We start from the raw sequence: 16,489 nt of genomic DNA, 5'->3' as shown, positions 1-16,489 counted from the left end.
AAGTCGCGGGTCAGGAGCCCGCGTTGTTGCGCGCCCTGCTGGCGTCCTCCAGGGATTCGGCGAGGATGCGCCAGATCTCGGCGGCCAGGTCGATGTTGGACTGCTGGCGGGCCTGCTCGCCCAGCTCCTTGAGCCGGTGGATGCCCTCCGCCTCGCGGCCCTCCAGAAGCATCAGGCGGGCGTCGAGGATGTGGAGCCGGACCTGGTCCCGATAGGTGAGGCGCAGTTCGTCGCTGTGCAGCTGGTCGTGCAGGGCGCGGGCGTCCGCGTAGCGGCCCTCCTCGAAGGCCAGATGCGTCTGCAGGGTGAGGAGTTCCTGGCGCAGCACCGGTGTGCCGACCAGGGCGAGGGCGCTGGCCGCCTCGTCGAGGCAGGCGCGGCCGCGTTCGGTCCGCGGGGGTGTGCTCTGCAGGTGCAGGGAGGCGGCGGCCAGCCGCAGGCGCGCCCACAGCGTCAGATCGACGCTGCTGTCCAGTTCCTTCATGGCACGTTCGAGGTAGTTCCGCGCGACCTCGTGGTCGCCCTGGCGGAACCGTACGGTGGCGGCCGACCACAGTGCCTCGGCGGCCAGCGGATCGGACCGTCCCTCGACGAGCTGGACCAGTTCGTCGACGTGGGCCCGGGCGTCGGGCAGCCGTCCGGCCTCCGCTTCCACGGAGACCAGCGTGAGCAGTGCGCCTCCGGTGTCGGTGACGGACAGTCCGGCGCCCTTGGCGAGCTGGTAGGCGTTGACGGCGATGCCGAGCGCGCGCGTCACCTCACCGGTCGAGCGCAGCGAACGGGCGAGCTGGGAGCCGGCCCTGCACTGCAGTTCGGGCAGGGCGAGTTCGTCGGCGACCCGGGCGAGCTTCTCCAGGCAGGCCTGCTCCTCGTCCCGTCGGCCGCGGCGCTGCCAGTAGCGGGAGATCAGCCACAGTGCCTGCCAGCGCAGGAACGGGGCCTCCTCACGGACCTGGCCGAGCACGGCGATGAGGTTCTCGATGCCCTCGTCGCCGTCCGTGGACGTGGCGATCGACAGGGCCTGCGCGAGGGAACCTCCGCTCGGCGGGGTGTCGAAGGCGGAGCGATCGACTCCCAGGACCTGGGCGAGGTAGGTCACCACCCGCTCTGTGGGCTGTCGCGCGCCTGACTCCAGACGGGACAGATAACCGGTGGAGATCTCCTCGCCTGCGAGGGCGGCCTGTGACAGACCGCGCTCCACTCTCAACTCTTTGAGTCGTCGGCCGAAAGTCGGCTGTTCCAGCATATAGGTCTCACTATCACTTAGCGTGCGGTGACAGGTATGCGGCTCCACCTCCCCCGCGACTCTCGGCGAGCAGCCAAAGTACTGATCTACCTGGGAGTCTAGTGCCAACCGGACCGACTCAGCAAGCAACTTGCCCACCTCCTTGCCAAGGCATCCGGAAGGCTCCCTTCGGTTCGTGGCACTCTTTTGTCAATCTCAGGCAACTTGTTGCCAAGCGTTGGACGGGCCGGTTAGGTTGGGGATCGCTTCGAGTTCCACGGAACCTCGAAGTCCGCACTCACCTGTGCTTTCGCTAGAGGAGCTGTTATGCACAAGCGTTTCCGCACCGTGTCCGTCGCCGCCCTCTCCGTGATCACTCTGGGGGCTCTGTCCTCCGTCTCGCAAGGAGACATCGACTGGCCCACGCAGGCGAGCGCTGTCACCCATGCCGCCGGTGGTGACGGCGGTATTGACTGGCCCGCGAAGGAGAGCGCTTTCTCCTCTGCCTCTGCTGGCAACGAGGACATTGACTGGCCGTAACCACGGCCGGATCACGCCCGCACCATCGCGCCCACGCAGGGTGAGCACTCAGGGAGCCCGCAGTCCCTCGGAGTCGGGACGCCGGCATGACAACGATGCCGAGATGGGGGCCGAGCGAGCCCTACGCCCAGGCCTCGCTCCGCGTCGACCGCGCGACCTGGAACTCCCCTTCACGGCCCGGCCGGGGCGCCTGATGTCATATGTCAGGCAAACTTGTGCCAGCCGACCCGTTCCCGTCCGGTCGGCCGCGGTTCCCTCTGCCGCCCGAAGACCGGCGGGACAGCGTCAAGCGGACACGTTCCGGCCCTACTCATCACGCCGGCGCGTCCGGCGCACCCCTCGGTCAGGCATCTGAGCGGCCGTCAGCCGTCGTCCTGCCGTCCCGCGCCGTACCGCTTCCCTGAACACCGACGTACGCGCCGCGGATGCCGGCGTCTCCGCTGTGCCACGCACCCGCCGAGTCCGTCCTTCGCCCAAGTCCCCATCGCCGCCGACCCCTTGGAGGCGGGACTCCGCCGGGGAGCGACGGGCCGTGCTGACTGCGTCCACGTGATCGCGCCTCACGCACCCGACGACGTAGCCCGCACCCCATGTGCTCGTGCCCCCGGCGGCTTCCACCCCGGGCCCTGGTCCCCGACGGCCGGGCCCCCGGACACGTCGGCGTCCGGTGTCCAGCGGCGACCGCCTCACCGAGGGCGGCGACCGCCTCACCCCGCCTCGGCCGCACGACGCCCGGCTCTCCCCGGAGCGCCCCGCCCCGTCCGCCGGCCCTCACCGGCGGACTCGGCGTGCCCCGGTCCGGAGGCGGCGACCGGGCCCCTCTCCCGGATCACGTGGCAGCACTTCCCACGGCCGGGACCCGAACCAGCCCCCCGCATATCGCCATCCATCAACACCGCGAAACGGAGAGCGCCTTCATGACTCCGCACCTCACCCTCCCCCTCGAACGGACGTCGTCGCTGAGCGACGAGCAGATCGAGTCGTTCGCGCGACTCGGCTATGTGATCCTGCCGGGCTTCCTGCCCGACGGCCTGGCCTCCCGGCTGCGGAACGAGGCCGACCACTGGGTCGACTCGGGGCTGCGGGAGAAGTCGATCGCCTCCTGCGCCGACCCCGTAACCCACGGCCTGCCGCCCGTCATGGAGCTGGAACTCGCGGCGCACGGCGAACTCCTCACCTACGCGCCACTGCTGGACGTGCTCACCCAGTTGATGGGCCCGGACTTCGTCTTCCACCACCTGCACAGCGACCGGCAGAAGCCCGACCTGCCGGGCAAGGCCTGGCACCACGACTACGAGCAGCGGCCGCAGACCGACCGCCGCCACACCATGATCCACACACTGCACTACCTGGACGGCCTCGACAGCGACACCGCCTCCCTGGTCGTGCTGCCGGGCTCGCACCTCGACGTCGCCGAGAAGGACGCCCGCGCCCGCCTGGGCACCGCCGAACTGCCGGGCGAGGTCGTCATCGACCACCTGCCGCCCGGCTCCACCGTCGTCGTGCACTCCGCGCTGTTCCACGCCCGCCGCGCCCTGCCCGGCGGCCAGCGCGGCAAGGACCGCTACTTCGTCGACGCCTCGTACTGCCAGGTGGGCACCGCGTGGCCGCCGGTGAAGCCGTACTGGCGGCACATGCTGCGGCGCGCCCGGGCCCTCGGCCTCGACCGGGGCCGGCCCGAACTGTTCGCGGAGCGCCACTTCACGGAGTACGTCAGCTCCGTGTGAACCCCCGCCGTCACGACCGGAGGAGGAACCCATGCTGTACGCGGGAATCGCCTGGGACGCGGGCGGTTACGAGATCGAGGTGGTGGACGGGTCCGGCGCGGCGGCCGCGCCCCGGGCACGGTTCGGCGCGGACCGGATCAACGACCTGGTCGGGCACTTGCGCGGCCTCGGCCAGGAGCGGCTGGTCACCGTGGTCGAGAGCACCAACGGGATACTCGACGGCCGGCTCATGGCGGCCGGCCTCACGGTGTTCCGGGCCGACCCCCATCTGCTGCCGTCGAGACCGGCGTTCGGGTCGGCCCCGGCCGCCGCGATCGCCCGGGCCGCCGCCGGCGCCCCCTCGGCCCTCGCCCGTCTGGTCCGCACTCGCGGCACCCAGACCGGCCGGGAGCCGGAGCTGGAGGCGTGGATCGCGGGCACGACGTCCGAGGTGGCACGGCTGACCGCCGACGGCCTCCTGGTGAGCCACGGCGGGCGCGACCGCAAGGAGATCGCGCTCACCTTCGACGACGGGCCGCAGCCGGGCAACACCGAACGCGTCCTGGACGTCCTCGAACGCTACGGCGTGCCGGCGACGTTCTTCTGCGTCGGCATGAACGCCCGCGCCCACCCCGACATCCTGACCCGGATGCGGGAGCAGGGACACGGGTTCGGCAACCACACCTGGTCGCACCCGTTCCTGCCCGAGCTGACGCGTTCCCAGCTCACCGAGCAGATCGAACGCACCCAGGAGGCCATCGCCGACGCGTCCGGCGGTCCCGCGCCGACCCTGTTCCGGCCGCCGTACGGGTCGCGCACCCCGGAGGTCCTCGGCTGGCTCGCCGAGTCCGGGCTGACGACCGCCCTGTGGGACGTCGTGCCCGACGACTGGTCGATGCCCGGCGCCGACACCGTCGCCCGCGTCGTCCTCGACCGTGCACGGCCCGGCTCGGTCGTCCTGCTGCACGACGGCGGCGGCGACCGTTCCCAGACGGTCGACGCTCTGCCCGTCATGATCGAGGGTCTGCTGGAACGGGGCTACCGGTTCACCCTCCTGGATGCGATGACGGCACCCACGGAGGACGCGGACGGGCAGGCACCGGCCGCGGCCACGTCGTCGGCCACGTCGTCGGTCACGTCATCGGTCGCGTAACGGGACGCACGGGCCCGGCGGGGCGACCGCGCCGCCGGGCCCCGCACGGAAGGGGCGGTACGGCTCTCGGCCGTACCGCCCCTTCCTGTCCGGTCGTGCGGGGTCACACCTTCCGCAGCCCCGCCGCGAGCGTCACGACCAGCAGGACGAGCAGCCCGGCGAGGGTCGTGCGCAGCCCGAAGGCACCCGCGAACCAGCCGACGAGGACCGGGCCGATCAACAGGCCGCTGTACGTCATGGTGTTGACCTTCGCCAGTGCGTGCGCCGCGCTCCCGGCGTCCAGGTCGTCGCCCCCGTGGCCGACGGAGCTGAAGATGACCGGCACGAGCACGGAGAGCCCGAGCCCGAACAGCGCGAAGCCCGCGACGGCGGTCACGGGGCCCGGCGCGAGCACAACGACCGTGAGACCGACGACGGCGATGGCGCCGCCCCGGTTGACCAGGGCCCGCGCCCCGAACCGTGCGTGCAGGCGGTCGCCGACGAGCCGCCCGCCCGCCTCGCAGGCGCTGTACGCGATATAGGCGAGGGACGCCGTGGCGAGGGTGGCGCCGAGCTTCTCGTGGAGGTAGACGCCGCCCCAGTTGCCGACCACACCGCTGCACACCAGGACGACCGTGCCGGTCAGCCCGAGGAGCAGCAGCCGGGTCGACCACCCGGACAGCACACCGGCGTGGGTCGCCGAACCGGCGTCGGGCTTCTTCGCCTCGCCCGCCGGTGCCTTCCCGACGCGGTCGGTTCGGGCCGGGAGCAGAGACCTGCCCGCCACGAGGGACAGCGCGACCATGGCCGCGCCGACGGCGGCGTAGTGGGCGGTGAGCGTGAGGCCGGCCTTGATGGCGGCGCCGCCGAGCAGGGAGCCCACGGCCGAGCCGATGCTCCACGCCGCGTGGCAGCTGTTCATGATGTGCCGTCCGGTCTCCTTCTCCACGGCGATGGCGTGGGCGTTCATGGAGACGTCGATCAGACCGTCGGCCGCACCGAACACGGCCAGGACGACGACGAACCCGAGGACGGAGCCCGCCGAGGACGGCGGGACGAACGCGACGAGCGAGAGCGGCAGCGCGAGGGCGGCCACCCGGACGACGGGCGCGCTGCCGAACCGGGCGACCAGCGGACCCGTCGCCTGCATGGCCACCAGGCCGGTCAGGATGGGCACGATCAGCAGCAGGCCCAGGGCGCCCTCGGACAGCCCGAATCCCGTTTTCCACACGGGGATCTGCACGAAGTAGCTCGCGAAGACGAACCCCGTCAGGAAGAACGGCGCCATCGACGCCCACCGCAGCCGGCGCACGCCCGGTGCGTCGCGCACCGCCCCGCCCGGCCTGGCCTTCCCCGTGTTCTCCTCGGTCTCCTCGGTCTCCTCGACCGTGCCGTTCTCTGTCTCTGCCATGACTTCCACCTCGTCGAGCGACTCCGAAAGCTTGCTGACTATTCAGGCACAGTGTTGCCAAGTTAGGCAACGTAGGGTCACACTCTGGGTATGGATGACTTGAAGTTCAGTGTCGTGATCCCTTACAAGCAGCGACTGGACAACATCCGCCTCGTCCTGTCGGCGCTGGCCGAACAGACGATGGACCACCGCGACTTCGAGGTCCTCATCGGCGCGATGGAGTACTCACCCGAATTCGTCTCCGTATGCCGGGAGTTCACCGACCGGCTCACCATCGTCTCGACCCTCTCGGCGGACGACTGGAACCTCTGCAAGGCGAGGAACCTGGCGATGCGCCAGGCCCGCGGCCAGGTGACGCTCGTCCTGGACGCCGACATGGTGCTGCCCACCCGCTTCCTCGACAACCTGTACGAACGGCACTACGCGCACGGCCAGAACGTGTGCGTCGTCGGGCAGATGATCGGCTACGACGACGTGGTCGAGACGGACGTCGACCACGTCGAACTCGCCCCCTTCAGCCACTACCGGGAGGTCCTCGCCGAGCTGGAGGCACGGGGCCACGTCGTGATGGACGACCGCTGGAACGCCGACAACACCTCCGCCTTCCACCGTTTCCCCTGGGTGTACGCACGCGGCGGACTCGTCGCCGCCCCCACCGCGACCATCCGGCGCCACGACCTCACCTACGACGAGGGCTTCCAGGGCTGGGGGCCCGAGGACCAGGAGTGGGCGCTGCGGGTGGCCCTGACCGGCACCCCGATCGTCCTCGGCGAGGAGGTGTACGGGCTGCATCTGCCGCATCTGCGCAGCGTCCAGGACAACGGCCGCACCGCGCAGCGCAACAACCGCTACTACCTGGCCAAGTGGCCCCGCCTGGAGCTCGAACTCGCCCTCTCCTTCGGCTGGCAGGAGACCGCCCGCGTCCTGCCCGACGTACGACGCGAACTGGAGGCCGCGGCAGCGGGGTTCGGCCCACGCCACGCCCTGGGAACCGTGCGCGGCACGGCGAACGGCAGGAGCCTCGTGGTCGTCGGCGCGGCGGTCGACCCCACCACGCGGACCGCCGCACCCGACGTCGCCGCCCTGTTCGACACCCACGCCGAGCTGACCGTGCTGCCGCTCGCCGGCTTCGCGCTGCCCCACCCGGACGGCGACGCCGACGAGTGCCACGTCCTCCCTCCGGTGGCACGGCTGAGCCCCCGCTACCGGGACGCCGTCCTGCGCGAGGCCGATCGCGTCGCCGTCAAGGTGTCCTCCCAGACCGACCAGGGCCCGGCCGCGTAGCCGAAACGGAACCAGGCCGGGGGAGAGCCCGCCCCGGCGCTGCCCCCGGCCGCGCGCCGGCTGAGCGACGATCCGCGCGGGGCGGGTGCCACGACGACTGCTGATCGGAGTACTCATGACGCTCGACACGGCCACCAACTGGGCCGGGAACCTCACGTTCGGCGCCGCGCGCTGGCACCGCCCGCGCAGCCTCGACGAACTGCGCCGCACCGTGGCGGACAGCGCCCGCATACGGGCCGTCGGCAGCGGCCACTCCTTCAGCGCCGTCGCCGACACCAGAGGCGACCTGGTCCGCCTGGACGCCCTGCCGCCCACCGTCGACCTCGACCCGGAGGCCTCCACCGTCACCGTCTCCGCGGGTCTGCGCTACGCGGACGTCATCTCCGTCCTGGAGCGCGCCGGTCTCGCCTTCGCCAACCTGGCGTCGCTGCCGCACATCTCCATCGCCGGCAGCGTCGCCACCGGCACCCATGGCTCCGGCGACACCCAGCGCTGCCTCGCCGCGTCGGTCCGCGCGCTGCAACTGGTCGGCCCCGAGGGCGATCTGGTCGAGCTGAGCCGGGACACGGACCCGGACCTCTTCCCGGGCGCGGTGGTGGCGCTCGGCGCACTCGGCGTCGTCACCCGGCTCACCCTCGACATCGAGCCGAGCTACGCGATGGCACAGCGCGTCCGAGTCGCCGTCCCGCTCGACGAGGTGGCCGCCCACTTCGACGCGGTGTCCGGCGCGGCCCACAGCGTCAGCGTCTTCACCGACTGGGGCGGGGACGAGGCCCAGGTCTGGCTCAAGCGCAGGCTGGACCGGCCCGACAGCGGCTGGAGCGGCGGCCGCCCCGCCGACCGGCCGATGAACCCCGTACCCGGGATGCCCCCGGAGTTCAGCACCGAGCAGCTCGACGTGCCGGGCCCGTGGTGCGAACGGCTCCCGCACTTCCGGCCCGAGCTGACCCCGGGCGCCGGGGAGGAACTCCAGTCCGAGTACTACCTGCCGCGCGCCGCCGCCCCCGCCGCGATCGCCGCTCTGCGGGGCCTCGGACAGCGCCTCGCTCCCGCCCTGCACATCGCGGAGGTGCGCACGGTCCGCGCCGACGACCTCTGGCTGAGCCCCGCCCACGGCAGGGACTCCGTCACCTTCCACTTCACCTGGGTCAAGGACCTGGCCCGCGTTCAGCCCCTCATCGCCGAGGTCGAGGACGCCCTGATGCCGCTCGGCGCCCGACCGCACTGGGGCAAGCTGACCGCCCTCACCCCGAGGGAGATCGCCGCGCTCTACGAACAGATCGGCGCCTTCGCCCAGTTGGCCCGCAAGTTCGACCCGTCCGGCACGTTCCGCAACGACTTCACGGACGCACTCCTCGACACGGTCTGAAGTCCCACCGCCCATGACACTGGCCCACGGGATTCTCCCCGTGGGCCACGCGCACGAGCCGGGGCCTTCCTGCCCGCCAGGGCCCCACCCCCTGTCACCAGCGGTCGTGCACCAGGCCCCTGATCCTGCGGTCGTAGAGCTCCTCGACCGCCTTCAGGGTCACCTCCGGCAGCGCGGGCAGCCGCATCGCCTCGGCGTTGGCGCGTGCCTGCTCCGGCGTGCGCGCCCCCGGGATCACAGAGGTCACCCCCGGTTGCTGCACCACCCAGCGCAGCGCGGCCTGCGCCGGAGTCGCCCCCTCCGGCACGAGCGCCGCGAACTCGGCGGCCGCCTCGACCCCCACCTCGTAGTCCACGCCGGAGAACGTCTCACCCACGTCGAACGACTCACCACGCGGTTGTACGTGCGGTGGTCGTCGGCGCCGAACACCGTGTCCCGGCGGTACCTTCCCGACAACAGCCCGGAGGCGAGCGGGACACGGGCGATGATCCCCACACCGGCCTCCCGGGCCGCCGGCAGCACCCGCTCCAGCGGCCTGCGCCGGAACGCGTTGAGGATGATCTGCACCCTGGCCACATGCGGCCGGACGATCGCGGCGAGCGCCTCCTCGCACGTCTCCACGCTCACCCCGTACGCCGCCACGCGCCCCTCCTCGACGAGGGTGTCCAGGGCGTCGTACACCGCCCCCAGGGAGAGGACGGGCGTGGGTGGGCAGTGCAGCTGGACCAGGTCAAGGGTCTCCACGCCCAGGTTGGTTCGTGAACGGTCCGTCCAGGCGCGGAAGTTGTCCAGAGTGAACTCGGCCGGTCCTGCCGGGCGCGCCGCCCCGTCTTCGTCGCGACGAGGATGCCGGCGGCGCGGTCGGGCCCGAGCTGCCCGAGGAAGGAGCCGATGAGCCGTTCGCTGCGCCCGTCCCCGTACACGTCCGCCGTGTCGAGGAAGGTCACCCCCGAGTCCACGGCGGCGTCGAGCACGGCGAGGGCCTCGTCCTCGTCCACCTCGCCCCAGTCGGCGCCCAGTTGCCAGGTGCCGAGCCCCACCACCGAGACGTCGCGACCGATCCTGCGCATCTCTCGCTGTTCCATGAGAACCACCTCGTGAGCCGCTGTCGTGGAAAACTATTGCCACCAGTCTGGCAATTGACTTGCCAATACTTAAGAAGTGGAGTCAACTTATTGCCAGCAGTGTCCGTGATGGGCAACCCTGGACAGGAGGCGGCGTCGATGCACATCGCTGGAGCGACAGTTCTGCTCACCGGCGCGACGGGAGGCATCGGCCGCGCCCTCGCGCACCGGCTCGCCCGGGCGAACGCCACTGTGGTGGTGACCGGACGTCAGGCCGGTCCGCTGGAGACCCTCGCCGCGGAGGTCGGCGCCCGCGCCGTCGTCGCGGACCTCTCCGACCCCGACGACATCACCCGACTCGCCGACCGCTGCCCGGACGTCGACGTCCTCGTCGCCAACGCCGCCCTACCGGCGAGCGGAGACCTCCTCGACTACACGCCGGACCAGATCGAGCGCGCCATCGCCGTCAACCTCAGCGCCCCCGTCCTGCTGTCCCGGCTCCTCGCCCCCGGCATGGTCGCGCGGCGTCGTGGCCACCTCGCCTTCGTCGGCTCCATGTCCGGCAAGGCCGCCACCCCCTACTCGTCCCTCTACACCGCTTCCAAGTTCGGCCTGCGCGGCTTCGCCCACAGCCTGCGCATCGACCTCCACGAGACCGGCGTCGGCGTCTCCGTCGTCCAGCCCGGCTTCGTCCGCGACGCGGGCATGTTCGCCGCCACCGGCGCCGAGGTGCCCAGCGGCGTACGCACCGTCTCCCCGGACGACGTGGCCGAGGGCGTCCTGCGCGCGGTGGAGGACGACCGGGCCGAACTGAACGTCGCCCCTGTCGCACTGCGGCTGCGCTGCGCCCTCGCCGTCCAGTTCCCGGAGGTCGCGGCCCGCTCCCACCGCCGCGCCGGTGACGACCCGGCAGTCCACCAGGTGATCGAGGCCCAGCGCGCCTCCCGCTGATGTGCGCTCCATACGCGATCCAGTTCGGGTCAGTGCGGTCGACGCGCTGCTGGAGCAGGTCGCCCAGGACGTCCTGCCGCCGCCCGCCGAGCGCCGGCGTCCCGTGCACCGCTGCCGGGCCGAGCCAGGAACAGATCGCGACGGCACTGGACACCCGCCGGGAAGCCGCGGGGAACCGGGAGTCCGGCAGGACCGAGCCGCGCCCCCCCTACGCCCCCGCCACCGCACCGGCCGTTACCTCGACGCCTGGTACCAGCGGCTGCGCGACGCGTACGTGACGACGATGGCCGACCTCGGTGTCACCACCGCCATGGGAGGCCGGGAGTCCCCGGAGGCGATGGCCGCCGCACGGGACGTCGACCCGGCGATGGCGCTGCCGGTCAACGCGATCAACTCCACCGCGAAGGGCGGCATCGGCGGACTGCGTCAGCGCGGCCGCGGCCAGGTGCCGTTCGAGTCCGCCGCGAGCGCCGGGCGCTGCACCTTCGAGCCGTGGCCCGCGCTCGCCCGGGAGACCTGGCGCCCCGACATCCGGGCCGCCCCGTCCCCCCTCCACCGGACCTGGTCCGCTCGACCTCCTCCCGTACACCGCCGACGGCAAACCCGTACCCGGCACGTTCCGGCTGGGGAATTGTTCGAGGAGCACGGCGGCGTGATCAACGTCGCCAACCTCATCAAGAACGACACCGCCGACGAAGGGGAGAAGGCCATGCCGGAGTCGGTCGGGGACGGCCTGGACCGTGCCGTGGAGGCGGCCTTCACCCGCCCCGTCCCCAAGTCGGCACAGACCGCATGCGGTATCCGGTCAGACAGCTGAAGGGCACGAAGGCCGTCGCCGAACTGCTCGGGTGTCGCAGCGCACGGTCGAGCGGTACGTCACCGGCAAGCTCAAGCGCCCCCGCAAGGACCTCGCCGACCGGCTGGAGCGCGAGAGGAAGCGCTGGCAGCCGCGGGTGCGGGCCCGCGCCAAGCAGAGGGCGGCCTCCACCGACGGCCTCGTCCTGTCCACCCGCGCCCGCTTCGGCTTCGCCGCCGCGCCGGGCACCTCCGACGACGCCCGGATCCGCGACATCACCCAGGCGCTGCCCCGCACCGGGCGGCCCGTCCGTTCACGGCCCGGGACCAGGGCGCCACCGAGCAGCGGCTCCAGCGCATCACCGCCGACGGCCTGGCCGAGATGTACTTCCGCGCCGGGGACACCCGCGCGCACGGCCTCGACGTGCGGTTCACCGACGTGGAGCGCAGCGACATCGACCTGTGACGGGGGCCCACACCCCACCGGACGCGAGAGCCCCTCACCCGCGGGGATGGATTCCTGCGCCCGGTGAGCGCAACGTCGCCCGTGATGGCCGTAACTGTGTGCGACCGGCGGAAGGCTGTCGCACATGCTGACACCTCAACTGCGTCCGGCGGGGCGGCGACACGGCGAACGCCGGCGCCGGTCCCGGTCGGTGAGGGCCGGGGCCGTCACGGCGACCGTCCTGGCGCTCGTCCTGGCCTTCCCCGGCACCGCGGCCGCGGCACCCGGCGACCTGGATCCCACCTTCAGCGGCGACGGCAAGGTACTCACCGGCTTCGCCGACGACGACCGCGCCCACGACGTGGCCGTACAGGCCGACGGAAAGATCGTCTCCGTCGGCTCGTCCGCCGACTACGCGCTGACGGAGAGCCGCTTCGCGCTGACCCGCCACCACGCCGACGGCACCCCCGACCCCACCTTCGGCGACGACGGCCTCGTGACCACCCCCATCAACAACATGGTCCCGGACCTCCAGTGGAGCGAGGCCCAGGCCGTCGCACTGCAACCCGACGGCAGGATCGTCGTGGTGGGCAGCAGCTGGCGGGGATGGGAGAACTGCTGCTGGTTCACCGTCGCCCGCTACAACACCGACGGCACCCTCGACGCGTCCTTCGGCGGCGGCGACGGCAGGGTCTTCACCGACTTCGGCGGCCCCGACGAGGCCCGCGACGTGGCCGTACAACCCGACGGCCGCATCGTCGTCGCCGGTACCAGCGGCGGCCGGGTCGCGCTGGCCCGCTACAACGCCGACGGCTCCCCGGACACGGCCTTCGGCGGCGGCGACGGCTCCGTGACCACCGACCCGGCACCCAACCCCGACGAGGGCGGCGACGGCAGCGCCCTGGCGCTCCAGCCCGACGGCAAGATCCTCGTCGGCGGCCAGGTCGGCACCACCCGCTTCGACTTCGTCGTCCTGCGCTACACCGCGAGCGGCACCCTGGACACCACCTTCAGCGGCGACGGCATCGAGCGCACCGACTTCGGCGACTACGAGTCCGTCCATGGCCTCGCGGTCCAGCCCGACGGGAAGATCGTCGCCGCCGGCGGGAGCGGCGGCAGGTTCGCCCTGGCCCGCTACCAACCGGGCGGCGCCCTGGACACGGGCTTCGACGGCGACGGCAGGGTGCTCACCGCTGGCGGCGGCGGGGCCTCCGGTCTGGCGCTCCAGCCGGGCGACGGCCGCATCGTCGTCGCCGGAAGCAACGGGCCCGGCGGCGACTTCGCCGTCCTGCGCTACAACCCCGACGGCAGCCAGGACAGCGGCTTCGGCACCGGGGGGGTGGCGACCGCGGACTTCGGCGGCGCCGACGCCGCCCAGGGGCTCGCCCTCCAGCCGGACGGGAAGATCGTCGCCGCCGGCTGGGGCGGCCCGAACAGCGACTTCGCCCTGGCCCGCTTCGAAGGGGGCGGCAGCGCCCCGCCACCCACCGGCGTGGACCTGTCGGTCACCAAGTCCGGCCCGGCCACGGTCAGCATCGGTGACCGGGCCACCTACAGCGTGCGGGTGACCAACACCAGCGCCACGACCTCCGCCACCAACGTGTCCCTGTCCGACACGCTCAGCGGCGTCGCCGTCTCGGTCGTCTCGGCGACCACCGGCCAGGGCACCTGCACCACCACCGCGGGCGGCGCGACCTGTTCCCTCGGTACCCTCGCCCCGGGAGCCGGCGTCACCGTGACGGTCGCCGCCGAACCCCGCGCCACCGGCACCCTCACCGACCGCGCCACGGTCACCGCCACCCAGAGCGACCCCGCGTCCGGCAACAACACGGCGACGGCGACCACCACCGTCAACAACGCCCGCGGCTGCACCCGGATCGGCACCAGCGGCAACGACACCGTCACCGGCACCTCAGGCAACGACGTGATCTGCGCCCTCGGCGGCGACGACACCGTCAACGCGAGCTCGGGCAACGACACCGTCCACGGCGGCCACGGCAACGACCGTCTCGACGGCGGCCTCGGCAACGACACCCTCAACGGCGGCCCCGGCAACGACAACCTGATCGGCAACTACGGCACCGACAACCTCAACACCGTCGACAACGTCACCGGCAACGACACCGCCAACGGCGGACCCAACACGGACACCTGCACCACGGACCCGGGCGACACCCGCCTCAGCTGCCCCTGACCCCACCCACCCTGAGGGCCCCGCACTCCAGGTGCGGGGCCCCACGTGTTCCTTGCGCCCCGTCGGCGCCCATGACCGACCCGGGCGGCGGCCCCCACCCGTGATCAGCCCTGCGGGTCCTGCGGTCTCACCTCGACCTCGCGCAGGTTCTGGTCGGTCCGCTCGACCCGCGCCTCCGTGCGATGACCGCGGGCGATGTAGTCCCGCACGACCAGCTCCACGGCGTCCTGGGGCGATCCCACCCCGGCGAGAACCATCACCTCCACCACCAGTTCGGCATCCAGACTGACGTTGACCTTGGCCATGGATCTCCCCTTCGACGCGTGCTGCCCGGACTTTAACCGCAGCCGGCCCACCGCCACCGCCGATCGGTGATCAGCCGCAGCCCCTTTGGGCCGACTGCCTTGTCCTGAGGTGCAGTTGAGCCGGGCAAGCGCTTGTGACCCTCCCCGGCCCCGATTACCGTGCTGACAGTCGCCAGGACGCGCCCGAGGAGGCAGCCATGAGATCGCGCCTGCAGTGGACCCACGGCCGCGAAGAGCACGTCGCCGTCGCACGCAGGCAGCCGTACCTGGCCGAGATCGTCCTCAAGGTCCTCGTCCTGGTCGGCCTGCTGTACATGCCGGTCCTCGTCTTCCACTGGGGCACCTGGCTTCCGTTCGCCGGGGCCGGCCTCTACCTCCTCTGGGAAATCGGCCGCCTCAGCAGCGCTCTCGGCGAACTCGCCGGCCTCTGGAACGAACAGCACCAGCCGCGCCCGGAACCCGCCCGGAGCGTCGCCCTCAAGTGACACACGACGGAGCGCCGCGGCCCGCCTCCTCGGCGGCCACGGCGCTCCGTTCACCCCTCACCGACCCCGTCAGGCCAGCCCGAACCGTTCGGCGTGCACCTGCCGCGGGGGCACCTTCAGCGCGCGCAGCGAGGCGAGCACCGCCGTGGTCATCGCGGGCGGACCGCACACGTACACATCGCGTTCGGCCACATCGGGAACCAGCGCCCGCAGGTTCTCCGGCTCGAACGGCGGGGCGCCCTCCCCGGTGCGACCGGTGAGCAGGTGCAGCCGCCCGCCGAGGCCATCCACCAGCGTCCGTACCTCGTCACCCAGCACGGCGTCCTCCTCGCTGCGCACCCGGTAGAGGACGACGACGTCCTCGGCCGCCTCCTCCTCCAGCAGGGCGCGCACCGGAGTGATCCCCACCCCGCCCGCGATCAGCAGCGCGCCGGGCCGCGTCCGGTGCAACGCCGTGAACGCCCCGTACGGCCCCTCGACGAACGCGCGGCTCCCGACCGGGACGTGCCGCAGTCCGGCGCTGGCGCTGCCGACCGCCTTGGCGGTCAGCCGCAGCGTACGGCCGTCGGGCGCCGCCGACAGCGAGAACGGGTTGGCCAGCCACCAGTGGTTGTGTCCGGGGAACCGCCAGATGCAGAACTGACCGGCCCGGGCGGGCAGTTTGTCGAGGTGGCGTCCGGTGACGTGCACCGACACCACGGAGTCCGACTCCGGCACCACGGCCGCGACCTCGAACCGGTGATAGGCGTTGCGCCACACCGGCATCACGATCCGCCCCGTCACCAGCGCGCCGAACGCGAACAGCCACAGCGCCCACCAGTAGACCTTCGCGAACGCGGAGGAGCTGAACGTCGTGGTCTCCTGCAGCTGGTGCACGAACGCCAGCCCCAACGCCACGTACAGCAGCAGGTGCAGGCCGTGCCACGTCTCGTACCGCAGCCGCCGCCGCACCTGCCGGGCGGAGACGGCGGCGATCACGACGACGATCGCCGCGGCGAGCATCCCGAGCAGCGAGGCCGGCACCCCGGCCAGCGCGAAGAACGTCTTCGTCATCGACGCGTCGTCGAGCCGCGCGTAGCCGAGCACCACCAGCACGGCGTGCGTGAGGAGGGTCCAGAGCAGGGTAAAGCCGACCCAGCGGTGCCACACCGTCAGCCGGTCCATTCCGATACGCCGGTCGAGCCAGGGCAGCCGGGCCACCAGCAGCAGCTGGAACAGCATCAGCACGGCGGCGTGCAGACCGAAGAACTTGGCGACCGTGAGCGTCCCGTTCTTGCCGGTCCCGGCGGTGAGGAACAAGATCTCGACGATCACCACGTTGACGATGACGAACGTCCACAGCGCCCAGCGCGCCGCTATGACCGGAGGTATGGTGCTCTGCCGCACCCGTGAAATCGTCGCCTCCACCGCTTCCCCTTTTGCTCATGTGAGGTACTCGTGTCCGGCACCCGGCGAAACCGCGGAGCCCCGAGCGTCCTAACCTGCTACAGCCGTGATCCCGGCACAATCCGGAACTTGACGTAATCGAAAGCTTTACGTGGCCGGCGCGCGCCCCCGGATCACCCGGCGGCCGACCCGGCCGC

The 16,489-nt window shown here is 72.1% G+C and carries 12 protein-coding genes and 3 pseudogenes; 10 read left to right on the top strand and 5 right to left on the bottom strand.

Annotation, left to right across the window (positions count from 1 at the left end; translation table 11 throughout):
• Positions 1 to 10: 10 nt before the first annotated feature.
• Complete coding sequence (locus ACZ4Z3_RS32760) at positions 11 to 1,246, bottom strand: helix-turn-helix domain-containing protein (protein WP_468504425.1); 1,236 nt, start codon at positions 1,244 to 1,246, stop codon at positions 11 to 13.
• Between the two features lie 306 nt (positions 1,247 to 1,552).
• Here ACZ4Z3_RS32760 and ACZ4Z3_RS32755 point away from each other — a divergent pair, with 306 nt between their 5' ends.
• The 3 genes from ACZ4Z3_RS32755 to ACZ4Z3_RS32745 all read left to right on the top strand — a co-directional run bounded on the left by ACZ4Z3_RS32755 (position 1,553) and on the right by ACZ4Z3_RS32745 (position 4,624).
• Positions 1,553 to 1,765, top strand: coding sequence for a hypothetical protein (locus ACZ4Z3_RS32755; protein WP_468504424.1), 213 nt, complete (start codon positions 1,553 to 1,555; stop codon positions 1,763 to 1,765).
• A gap of 917 nt (positions 1,766 to 2,682) precedes the next feature.
• Complete coding sequence (locus ACZ4Z3_RS32750; RefSeq protein WP_468504423.1) at positions 2,683 to 3,492, top strand: phytanoyl-CoA dioxygenase family protein; 810 nt, start codon at positions 2,683 to 2,685, stop codon at positions 3,490 to 3,492.
• Positions 3,493 to 3,523: 31 nt separating this feature from the next.
• Positions 3,524 to 4,624 (top strand): polysaccharide deacetylase family protein, encoded by a 1,101-nt coding sequence (locus tag ACZ4Z3_RS32745; protein ID WP_468504422.1) that lies wholly within the window; start codon positions 3,524 to 3,526, stop codon positions 4,622 to 4,624.
• A gap of 103 nt (positions 4,625 to 4,727) precedes the next feature.
• Here the strand turns inward: ACZ4Z3_RS32745 and ACZ4Z3_RS32740 are convergent, their stop codons facing one another.
• Positions 4,728 to 6,014, bottom strand: a complete 1,287-nt coding sequence (locus tag ACZ4Z3_RS32740) for an MFS transporter (protein ID WP_468504421.1) — start codon at positions 6,012 to 6,014, stop codon at positions 4,728 to 4,730.
• A 90-nt stretch (positions 6,015 to 6,104) separates the two neighbouring features.
• On the opposite strand from ACZ4Z3_RS32740, the gene ACZ4Z3_RS32735 reads away from it, so the two are divergent.
• Entirely contained in the window at positions 6,105 to 7,298 is a 1,194-nt protein-coding gene (locus ACZ4Z3_RS32735) for a glycosyltransferase (RefSeq protein WP_468504420.1), read from the top strand.
• A gap of 115 nt (positions 7,299 to 7,413) precedes the next feature.
• Positions 7,414 to 8,667, top strand: a complete 1,254-nt coding sequence (locus tag ACZ4Z3_RS32730; protein WP_468504419.1) for a D-arabinono-1,4-lactone oxidase — start codon at positions 7,414 to 7,416, stop codon at positions 8,665 to 8,667.
• Between the two features lie 94 nt (positions 8,668 to 8,761).
• Here ACZ4Z3_RS32730 and ACZ4Z3_RS32725 read toward each other — a convergent pair.
• A pseudogene (locus tag ACZ4Z3_RS32725) lies at positions 8,762 to 9,752 on the bottom strand (aldo/keto reductase).
• 138 nt (positions 9,753 to 9,890) lie between these two features.
• Here ACZ4Z3_RS32725 and ACZ4Z3_RS32720 point away from each other — a divergent pair.
• The 4 genes and pseudogenes from ACZ4Z3_RS32720 to ACZ4Z3_RS32705 all read left to right on the top strand — a co-directional run bounded on the left by ACZ4Z3_RS32720 (position 9,891) and on the right by ACZ4Z3_RS32705 (position 14,116).
• Positions 9,891 to 10,682, top strand: a complete 792-nt coding sequence (locus ACZ4Z3_RS32720; protein WP_468504418.1) for an SDR family NAD(P)-dependent oxidoreductase — start codon at positions 9,891 to 9,893, stop codon at positions 10,680 to 10,682.
• Between the two features lies 1 nt (position 10,683).
• A pseudogene (locus tag ACZ4Z3_RS32715) lies at positions 10,684 to 10,909 on the top strand (hypothetical protein); the annotation flags it as partial.
• Positions 10,910 to 11,391: 482 nt separating this feature from the next.
• Positions 11,392 to 11,943, top strand: a pseudogene (gene tpg, locus ACZ4Z3_RS32710) (telomere-protecting terminal protein Tpg).
• A 124-nt stretch (positions 11,944 to 12,067) separates the two neighbouring features.
• Entirely contained in the window at positions 12,068 to 14,116 is a 2,049-nt protein-coding gene (locus ACZ4Z3_RS32705; RefSeq protein ID WP_468504417.1) for a calcium-binding protein, read from the top strand.
• A 104-nt stretch (positions 14,117 to 14,220) separates the two neighbouring features.
• Here ACZ4Z3_RS32705 and ACZ4Z3_RS32700 read toward each other — a convergent pair whose 3' ends face one another.
• Positions 14,221 to 14,421: a type II toxin-antitoxin system VapB family antitoxin gene (locus ACZ4Z3_RS32700; protein WP_055516534.1), complete on the bottom strand. Its 201-nt coding sequence runs from the start codon at positions 14,419 to 14,421 to the stop codon at positions 14,221 to 14,223.
• A gap of 197 nt (positions 14,422 to 14,618) precedes the next feature.
• Between ACZ4Z3_RS32700 and ACZ4Z3_RS32695 the strand changes: the two genes are divergently transcribed.
• Positions 14,619 to 14,906: a hypothetical protein gene (locus ACZ4Z3_RS32695; RefSeq protein WP_468504416.1), complete on the top strand. Its 288-nt coding sequence runs from the start codon at positions 14,619 to 14,621 to the stop codon at positions 14,904 to 14,906.
• A 69-nt stretch (positions 14,907 to 14,975) separates the two neighbouring features.
• On the opposite strand, the gene ACZ4Z3_RS32690 is transcribed toward ACZ4Z3_RS32695, so the two are convergent.
• Entirely contained in the window at positions 14,976 to 16,292 is a 1,317-nt protein-coding gene (locus ACZ4Z3_RS32690) for a ferredoxin reductase family protein (protein WP_468504415.1), read from the bottom strand.
• Positions 16,293 to 16,489: the final 197 nt, after the last annotated feature.

It is taken from the genome of Streptomyces sp. NPDC030296, from assembly GCF_055572815.1.
This window is presented reverse-complemented; position numbering and strand designations above follow the sequence as displayed.